Source organism: Aeromonas sp. HMWF014 (genome assembly GCF_963878295.1).
GTDB classification, from domain to species: domain Bacteria; phylum Pseudomonadota; class Gammaproteobacteria; order Enterobacterales; family Aeromonadaceae; genus Aeromonas; species Aeromonas popoffii.
The window spans coordinates 1-8711 of record NZ_CAWNYS010000062.1; the positions used below are offsets into that span (position 1 = coordinate 1).

The 8711-nt window shown below is 60.2% G+C and carries 6 protein-coding genes and 1 pseudogene; 3 read left to right on the forward strand and 4 right to left on the reverse strand.

Features of this window, described 5'->3' with window-relative positions:
• Positions 1 to 467: enoyl-CoA hydratase-related protein (locus AAC083_RS02395; RefSeq protein ID WP_181364620.1), on the forward strand; the 467-nt coding region annotated here is incomplete at its 5' end.
• A 74-nt stretch (positions 468 to 541) separates the two neighbouring features.
• Here the strand turns inward: AAC083_RS02395 and AAC083_RS02400 are convergent.
• Complete coding sequence (locus tag AAC083_RS02400) at positions 542 to 2035, reverse strand: alanine/glycine:cation symporter family protein (protein WP_042037424.1); 1494 nt, start codon at positions 2033 to 2035, stop codon at positions 542 to 544.
• 302 nt (positions 2036 to 2337) lie between these two features.
• Between AAC083_RS02400 and AAC083_RS02405 the strand changes: the two genes are divergently transcribed.
• The gene (locus AAC083_RS02405; RefSeq protein WP_108535741.1) at positions 2338 to 2775 is read left to right on the forward strand and encodes a GNAT family N-acetyltransferase; all 438 of its coding nucleotides are present in this window, start codon (positions 2338 to 2340) and stop codon (positions 2773 to 2775) included.
• An 18-nt stretch (positions 2776 to 2793) separates the two neighbouring features.
• Positions 2794 to 3609, forward strand: coding sequence for a M90 family metallopeptidase (locus AAC083_RS02410; protein WP_108535742.1), 816 nt, complete (start codon positions 2794 to 2796; stop codon positions 3607 to 3609).
• Positions 3610 to 3690: 81 nt separating this feature from the next.
• On the opposite strand, the gene AAC083_RS02415 is transcribed toward AAC083_RS02410, so the two are convergent.
• The 3 genes and pseudogenes from AAC083_RS02415 to AAC083_RS02425 form a co-directional block, all read right to left on the reverse strand.
• Positions 3691 to 4287 carry an acetate uptake transporter gene (locus AAC083_RS02415; RefSeq protein ID WP_042037427.1) on the reverse strand — a complete coding sequence of 199 codons (597 nt, stop codon included), beginning with the start codon at positions 4285 to 4287 and terminating at the stop codon, positions 3691 to 3693.
• Between the two features lie 589 nt (positions 4288 to 4876).
• Positions 4877 to 7768 (reverse strand): annotated as a pseudogene (locus AAC083_RS02420) (DUF748 domain-containing protein).
• Between the two features lie 429 nt (positions 7769 to 8197).
• Positions 8198 to 8608 (reverse strand): MerR family transcriptional regulator, encoded by a 411-nt coding sequence (locus AAC083_RS02425; RefSeq protein ID WP_108535743.1) that lies wholly within the window; start codon positions 8606 to 8608, stop codon positions 8198 to 8200.
• Positions 8609 to 8711 lie beyond the last annotated feature (103 nt).

The following is an 8711-nucleotide window of genomic DNA, read 5'->3' on the forward strand; positions in this document are numbered from 1 at the left end:
ATTTCGGTGGCGGCCTGCAAATTGCGCTGGGGGCTGATTTTCGGTTCAGCACCCCGGATTGCCGTTTCTCGGTGATGGAGATCAAGTGGGGCATTATTCCCGACATGAGCGGCAGCGTCACCCTGCGCAACCTGATGGGGGTGGACACGGCCATGGAGTTGGCCATGAGTGGGCGCGAGCTGGATGCCGTCGAGGCCAAAACCTTCGGGCTGGTGAGCAGGGTCTGCGAGGACCCGCTGGCAGAGGCGCGCGAGTTCGCCAGGACGCTCATCACCAAGTCGCCAGACGCATTGGCGGGGATCAAGCAGCTCTACCATCAGGCTTGGGCGCGCAGCGATGAGGTGATGCTCAAGGAAGAGACCCGTTTGCAGAGACAGATCCTGGGGCGGCCCAATCAGTGGCGCGCCACGTTCAACAGCCTGTTTCGCTGGCGCTTGCCATTCGGGCCGAGGCGCAATCCGCTCTGACCGCGAGCAGATAAAGTGCAAAAGAAATGGCAGCCGAGGCTGCCATTTTTATCGATGTCTTATGTCATTGCGGTTCAGGAGATCTTGCGATCCGGCTCGAACGGGTGGCCGGCCTTCTCCTGTTCCAGGTTGTCTTCGGAGCGGTGACCCATCCAGTAGTCGGCGTTCTTGATGCCGAGTTTTTCCGGGTGGAACACGGGATCCTGCCCCTTGGCCTGCTGGGCTTCATAATCCCGCAGGCAGGCGAAGGCGGTCTTTTGCAGCAAGAGGATAGCGATGATGTTGAGCCAGGCCATCAGGCCGACCCCGATATCACCCAGCCCCCAGGCCAGATCGGCGGTCTTGACGGTGCCATAGACGGTGGAGGCCATCAGCGTCAGCTTGAGCACGAAGGTCAGCCAGGGACGGTTCACCTTGCGGTTGATGTAGGCGATGTTGGTCTCGGCGATATAGTAGTAAGCGACTATGGTGGTGAACGCGAAGAAGAAGAGCGCGATGGCCACGAACATGCTGCCAAAGCCGGGCATCATGCTCTCCATGGCGGTCTGCACATAACCCGGGCCCGCTGCGATGCCGGCAATACCGGTATAGAGGGCGACGCCATCCGGTCCCTGTACGTTATAAAGGCCTGTGATGAGCAGCATGAAGCCGGTGGCAGAGCAGACGAACAGGGTATCGATATAGACGGAGAACGCCTGAACCAGACCCTGTTTGGCCGGGTGGCTCACCGCTGCTGCGGAGGAGGCGTGTGGCCCTGTACCCTGGCCCGCTTCGTTTGAGTAAACCCCGCGTTTGACTCCCCACATGATGGCCAGACCCAACACGGCGCCAAAGCCGGCATCAAAGCCGAAGGCACTCTTCCAGATCAGCAGGATCACGCCCGGCAGGGCCGTGATATTGAGGGCGATGATGACGCAGGCCACTATGATGTAGCCCAGCGCCATAAAGGGCACCACTGTACTGGCGAAGCTGGCGATCCGCTTCACACCACCGAAGATGATAAAGCCGAGCAGCAACGCCAGAGCGGCGGCGGTGACGTTCGGATCGATATCAAAGGCAGTTTGCAGGCTGGAGCCGATGGAGTTGGCCTGCACCCCCGGCAGCAGCACGCCGCAGGCGAAGATGGTGGCGATGGCGAAGGTCCAGGCATACCACTTCATGCCGAGCCCTTTCTCGATGTAGAAGGCCGGTCCCCCGCGGTATTCGCCGTTGATCTTCTCCTTGTAGACCTGACCCAGGGTGGACTCCACGAAGGCGGAGCTGGCGCCGAAGAAGGCGACCATCCACATCCAGAACAGGGCGCCCGGGCCACCGAAGGTGATGGCCGTGGCGACACCGGCGATGTTACCGGTACCAACCCGGCCAGCCAGGGTCATGGCCAGCGCCTGGAAGGAGGAGACACCGGCATCCGTGCTCTTGCCGTCAAACATCAGCCGGATCATCTCCTTGATGTGACGCAGTTGCAGGAAGCGGCTGCGCAGGGAGAAGTAGAGGCCTACCCCCAGACACAGAAAGATGAGCGCTGGGCTCCAAATTACCCCATTGATGGCATTGACGATCTCATTCATGTACAACAACTCCTTTGTCGTGCTGTCTTGGCGGGGTCTGCGCCCCGCTCCCTTAAAATAGTGGGTGACCAAGAGGGTCATTTCATCGTGTGCGGGACTTTCAACTGCCAAGTCCGCGGGTTTTAACATATCCATTTGTTCGTGGGCTTCCCAGCGAAATATGTTGTTAACTTGTTAATTTGTGAATTGACATTAACAAATGGCCAATTTGACTGGACACAATACGGCATAAGCCCCTTATCATCGTCGTTTGCGCCTCGATGTATGGAGGGGGCTGAGACAGAGCAAAATGGAGGCCAACGATGAAGATGGACAGTGAAGAGTGGCAGATCCGGCCCGCCGCGCAGGCGGATGCCGATGCCATGGCGCAGCTGTTCGGGCAGCTCGGCTATCCGGCCAGCACGGCCGAGGTGGGCGAGCGCGGGGGTAGGCTGGATCCGGCTACCGAGGTGCTGCTTGCGTGTCATGGGACTGACGTGGCGGGTGTGCTGGTGTGGCACCGCCTGCGGCCATTGCATGTTGCACCAGATTGGGGCCTGATCTCGGCGCTGGTCGTCGATGAAGGTGCAAGGGGCGTGGGTGTGGGGGCCGCCTTGCTGGCGGCGGCAGAAGCCAGCGCCCTGGCGCAGGGTTGCAGCCAGCTGGAGTTATCCAGCAGTCTCAAGCGTGAAGAGGCTCATCGCTTCTATCTGGCGCAGGGCTACCTTGAACGCCCGAAACGGTTCGTGAAATTATTCTGATCAGCAAGAGGAGTCTGCGTGTTCTGGTCCAGGTTATGGAGTCTGTTTGGTGGCGCATCCCTGCAGGAAGAGAATGCCCCGGGAGCGTTGGAGTGGCAGCAAGCACTGGCGGCCGTGCCCATTTTGCAAGGATTTACCCGCAGTGATCAGCTGAGGCTGGTTGCGCTGGCGCAGCAGTTTCTGGCTCGCAAGACACTCACCCAGATTGGCGTCGAGCTCACTCCTCGCCAGCAGGCGGTGCTGGCCCTGCAGGCCGTGCTGCCCATTTTGCATCTGGGGCTCGACTGGTATCGCGGTTTTCACGAAATCATCCTGATCCCCGAGCCGGTAACTCGCCGTCAGGAAGTGCAGGATGAGTTCGGTCTGGTAAGCGAGTGGGAAGAGGAGAACGCCGGTGAGTCCTGGCCGCAGGGACCGCTGGTGCTGGCCTGGAGCGAGTTGCAGCAGGATGGGGATTGGGATGGGTTCAACCTGGTGATCCACGAACTGGCCCACAAGCTCGACATGCTGGGGGGGGAGGCCGATGGTGCGCCACCACTGCCGGCAGGCATGGATCCGCGCCAGTGGACCCAGGCGTTGCAGGGGGCATTCGATGCCATGAACGCCCAGCTGGCCCGCGACGAGGTAACCGCCATCGATCCCTATGCCGCCGAGCATCCGGCCGAGTTTTTTGCCGTGTGCTGCGAGAGCTTTTTTACCGATCCGCTGCGCCTGCAGCAGGTCTATCCCGCGGTATACCGGCAACTAAGCCAGTTCTTTAGCCAGGATCCCGCCCTGCGTTTTCCGGCGACCCGCTTGTTGGCGGGAGAGGCGCAAACGGGGTCACTTGTCTGATAACCGATCCGCAGATGATGTAATCTGAATAGCAAAAAGGCACCCGAAGGTGCCTTTTTCACAATCTGAATCGCTTGCCTATCAGGCAGCGGCTTTCAGCTGTACGGCTGCGGCTTTCTTGTGATCGCCAATCGGCAGCACTGTGCGGCCAAATTGCTCGTTGATCACGGTGGCCATGGCCAAGTAGATGGCGCTGGCGCCGCAGATGATGCCTTCGAAACCAGCGATGGTGCCGATCAGGGTGCTGCCGGTGAAGTCACGGGCGGCCAGCAGGAAGAACAGCACTGTCAGGGAGGCAAACACGAACTGCTTCACGCGCGGGTAGTTGACGGTGCCAACCAGCATGAACAGGGTGAACATGCCCCACATCAGCAGATACCAGCCCATGTAGGCAGCGGGGGTGGCTTCGGCCAGACCCATGGTCGGCATCACCAGCAGGAACACCAGGCTCCACCAGAAGGTGCCGTAGGAGATGAAAGCGGTGACACCGAAGGTGTTGCCACGCTTGAACTCCATAATACCGGCAATGATCTGGGCCAGACCGCCATAGCACAGGCCCATGGCCAGGATCATGGCGCTGATGGGGAAGAAACCTGCGTTATGGATGTTCAGCAGAATGGTGGTCATACCGAAACCCATCAGACCCAGAGGGGCAGGGTTGGCCAATTTTTCGCTCACGTGGCGTTCTCCAAAAAATAGAGGTGGGGGGTTGATAAAAGACGCGCGATTTTAGGCAGGCTCTTGGCCCCGAGCAAGAGGGGGAACCGCAGAAATGGTAAAAAACCACACGAAATTTTACCCCATGAACCATTCGTGCCATTCAGGTAGATAACAGGTGAATGAATAGCGCTGAAAAGGTTTATTTTTTGTATGAAAAACGCCTTTTTTGAAAGTAAGCAACATAGGGCGTGGGCATGTTTGACTGCCGCGCCTTGTCCCTCTTTTTATTGCCTGAGTGATGGCTGGCTAAAAAACAGCCTCATATGCCATCAGACAAGAGTGTGTCACTACTATATCAAGTTGAGACAGATCTCCGCTTATGTTGGGAGTCTGCCGGTTGGGCAGGGCCTAAGCAGGGATAGCAGGGATAGCAGGGATAGCAGGGATAGCATGGCTGACCACGGGAGCATCAGGAAAAGGGGGCACGGATCGTCGCACCAGCGCCATCTGCCTGGCGCATAGCAGCGCAATAATTGCGCCGCAATATGGCGATGTGAAAAGACAACCGGCAGGGTGAGCAAAGGGGGGGCTTTTGGCCCCCCCTTGCTCAATCATCCAGGGTCAGGACGACCTTGGCTTCCTTGTCCGTTTCCCGCACCTGGCTGTCGAGCACAAACAGCCGCTCCGGCGCGATTCCCTGGGTATCCACCAGATACTCCTTGGTGTTCTGGGCGCGGCGCATGGCGAGGTTGCGCAGGGACTTGGTGGTGATCAGCTGCTGATCCCGCAGCAGGATCTCCGCCTGGGCGCGCAGGGCCGGGCTCGATTTATCCAGTTTCAGCCGATCGGCCAGATCCCCAAGATCCTCATTGAAGCGCGCCTCATAGGCCTCGGCCAGTGCCGCTTGCAGGACGGGATCCTGCTCCAGCAGGGAGATGTCGACCGGGGCGCCCGTGATCTTGGCCAGCGCACGTTCCCGCTTCTGGCGCTGCAAGATGGGGCGCTACTCGTTGAAATTGGCCTTGCCGCGAATGTTCATGCTGAGCTTGGGGCTCTCCTTGAGGGCCTGTGCCAGCTTGGCGAGCTTGGTCTGCTGGGTGGGTGTGAGATCCGGCTCACCGGGCAGGAAGAGCAGTTCGTCCAGATCCTCGGTGCCTCCGGCCAGGGAGGCCAGCAGGGAGAAGGGGGAGGTGATGGCCTTGCTGAGCGTGTTGCTCAGCACATCCCAGAAGATGTTGCCCAGGCTGAAATCCGGCTGATCCAGATTGCCCTTCACCTTGAGGTTCATCTGGATGACGCCATTGGCGTCGCTGAGCAGGGCGATGGCCAGCCCCAGCGGCAGATCTTTGGCCTGTTCACTCTTGATCTTCTCCCCCAGTTGCAGTTTTTTGATCGTGATGTCGTTGTTCCCCTCCAGCCGGTTGCCCCTCAGCTTGTAGTTCAGCTTCATGGAGAGCTGCCCCTTGTCGATGGCGTATCCCGCATAGGTGCTGGAGTAGGGGGTGAAGGTGGTGAGCTCCAGGTTGTTAAAGGTGACGGCCACGTCCAGCACAGGTTGTTCGATCAGCAGGTTGGTGCCGCCGCGAATGGTCACGGGGGCATAGCGGTCAACCTTGCCGTTGAAGGCGAGATCCGAATGCTGGCCGGGAATGTTGCTGATATGGCGGCTCTGACCCGTGAGGGAGGCGATGTCCACCACGAACTCCGGGCTCAGGCTGCGATCCGCAAAGCGCAGGTTGCCCTGCTCGGTACGGATCTGATCTATGGTGATGCGGGGAACGGGCCCGCTGGCCGGCTTGCTCCCGGCGGCTTGCGGCAGCAGCAGTTGCTGGACGTTGGTCACCCTGTCCTCGTTGATCTCGATGCGGGCAAAGGGCTTTCGCAGCAAGATGTCGCCAATTCTCACCTGCTGGCTGATGCCGTCATAGTGCAGTCCGCTCAATTGCAGGTGCTCTATCTGCAGCAGGCGTTGATTGTCGGCCCGATCCAGCACAGTGAGACGCTCGATGTCGAGCCCACCCGTGACGTCGAGCTGGCTCAGCGTCCCCTTGGCATCGGTGGCGATGGCCAGCTTGGTGCGGCTGGCGAGCAGGCCATCGCGCACGCTGATGCGCAGCAGATCCTGCAGGTAGGGTTGGGCCCACTTGAGGGGCAGTCCCTGCTGCCTGATGTCCCCGTTGAGGGCGAAGGGGGTGAGGGTGAGGGCACCGTCAAACGCCAGCGTACTCTGGGCGTTGAGGGTGGCATTGAGGGTGAGCGGGCTGCGCTGGCCTGCCTGGCTGCTCAGGGGGCCGAGGGTGAGGTTCAGCCCGGAGAGTTCCCGCAATTGCGGCTTGCCGCTGCTCGACTCGGTCAGCTTGAGCTCGCCCTGGCTGATGCGGGTCTCTTTGAGCGACCAGCGCCACGGCTTGCCGCTATCCGCTTGTTTGCCCGCCGGCTGGGCGGCGGACTGCGGGATCAGCAGGGCGGCCAGATCCAGTTGTTGGCTGGCATCCAGGGCGGCCGTGATGGCTGGGGCCTTGAGCGCTATTTGGTCGATTTGGAGCGATTGCTTGCCGCCATCCATGGCAATGCCTGCCAGCGCCAGCTGCTTGAAGCGGGCAAACTCGGCGCCCTGGCTCTGCTTGAGCTGCCAGTCGTTCAGGGTCAGCTTGCCCTTGGTGAGTTGCCAATTCAGCCCTTGCTTGCCCGGTGTGAGCTGGTAATCCAGCTCGGCACTGGCCTCGCCCTGCACCAGATCGACCTTAAGATAGGGGGCCCAGAGCGGTGCGAAGGGTGAGAGCGCCAGCTTGCCCAGGCTAAGCCTGCCCTTGCCTGCCCCCGTCATGATATCGAACTGACCGCTGGCCTTGAGCGGGCTGTGTTGGTTGAGGCTGGCGCTCAACTGAAACGGGTTGGTGCGGCTGGGCGCCGTGGTGAAATCCGGCAGCTGCAGTTCGAGCCCGCTCAGGGTGAGCGGCGGCACCCAGCCCGGGCTGCTGCTCTTGCGACTGTCCTGATAGCGGATATGCCCCGCGGTGGCGGCCAGCCTGGTTATCTGTATCAGGGGAGGTTCGCCGCCAGCCGGCTCGGGCGTCTGCGTTGGGGTCAGCAAACGGGTCAGGGCGTCGGTCAGGTTGAAGCGGATGGTCCCCTTGTTGTCCGGGAGACGAACAAGCTGTACCGTCGGCCGGGTGAGGGTTGCGTCACTCAGTATGATGGCTTTCTGCCGCCAGCTTTCGCCCAGTGCGGGGATAATCTGCAACTGCTCGAAGGCGATGATGGGTTGCTGTTTTTCATCGAGCAATGCCGAGGGACCGATGGCGAGGGAGGGGTGACGCAGGCCGACGCTTATCTCCCCCAGGGTCAGGTTCAGGCCGTAATGCTTGGCCAGCCAGCCCGGCAGGTGGCGCTGGGTGAGGGTGGGGGCTTGCCATAACAGGATGAGCAGGGAGATGAGCAAGATGGCGCTAAGGTAAAGGACATAGCGCAACAGGCGGGCACGCAGGGGCTTGGGCATGAGGCTCTCCAATTGATGCGAATAGGGTACCAAAATATCAGGAGACAATCATGGCTCCGATTGATACCTTTCGCCGTACTTTGTCCAACGGCGTGTCACTCTTTCGCTGCTCTGCAACTGGGCCAGCCAGGCTTCCAGCTGGCTGTGTGGCTAGCTGTTGGAGTGAAGCTCGCACGGCTGATCCCGTTTGTCCGATCGCAGCAGGCGGGCGACTTGCTGCGGATACTGTTTGCTGAATCGCGTTGAGTTTGGCGATGAGATCCCGCGTCAGCACGCGATAGCTGTTTTCACCCTCCTTGATCACGAAGGGGGGATAAGGGTAACCCCCGACCTGGAACAGGGGGGGCCATGCCGTGGAGCAGAGCAATAACAGCCAGTAGCACAGTGTTTCATGGGGGCACCAGGGCGGTGAGATGATCCCAGATTCGGTTAATCTGCGCTGGTTTTCAAGCTGTTAAGGGAATTTGCGCAGCGTTGCTCGGCCGCCTCCAGCTCCGTCATCACCATCTGGATGTCTTCCAGTTGCTGGCGCAGGGATTGGCGCTTGGCGTCGATGAGCTGGATCATGGAGTGAAGCTGGGTTTTGCTCGATCTGTCTGTGTCATACATGTCGAACAGCTCGCGGATCTCCGCCAGGCTGAAGCCGAGTCGTTTGCCGCGCAGGGTCAACTTCAGCCGGATCTTGTCCTTGTGGCTGTAAATGCGGGTCTGGCCCTCCCGGGTCGGGGTGATCAAGCCTTCATCCTCGTAGTAGCGGATGGTGCGCGGCGTGATATCAAATTCGTGGGCCAGCTCGGAGATGCTGTAGGTGATCTCCTTGCCGGGCAGGGGATCAGTCATCATGGTGCGCTCCTGTAGCAAATCGGGTCTGTCGTCGCGTGGACCCCGAGAGGCCGGGCCCACTTGGCGGGGGGGTCAGAGATCATGATCTGCTCCTGTTGAC

Coding starts and splice junctions, on each gene's coding strand:
- AAC083_RS02400 (WP_042037424.1), bottom strand. CDS start 2,035: ATGAATGAGATCGTCAATGCCATCAATGGGGTAATTTGGAGCCCAGCG.
- AAC083_RS02405 (WP_108535741.1), top strand. CDS start 2,338: ATGAAGATGGACAGTGAAGAGTGGCAGATCCGGCCCGCCGCGCAGGCG.
- AAC083_RS02425 (WP_108535743.1), bottom strand. CDS start 8,608: ATGACTGATCCCCTGCCCGGCAAGGAGATCACCTACAGCATCTCCGAG.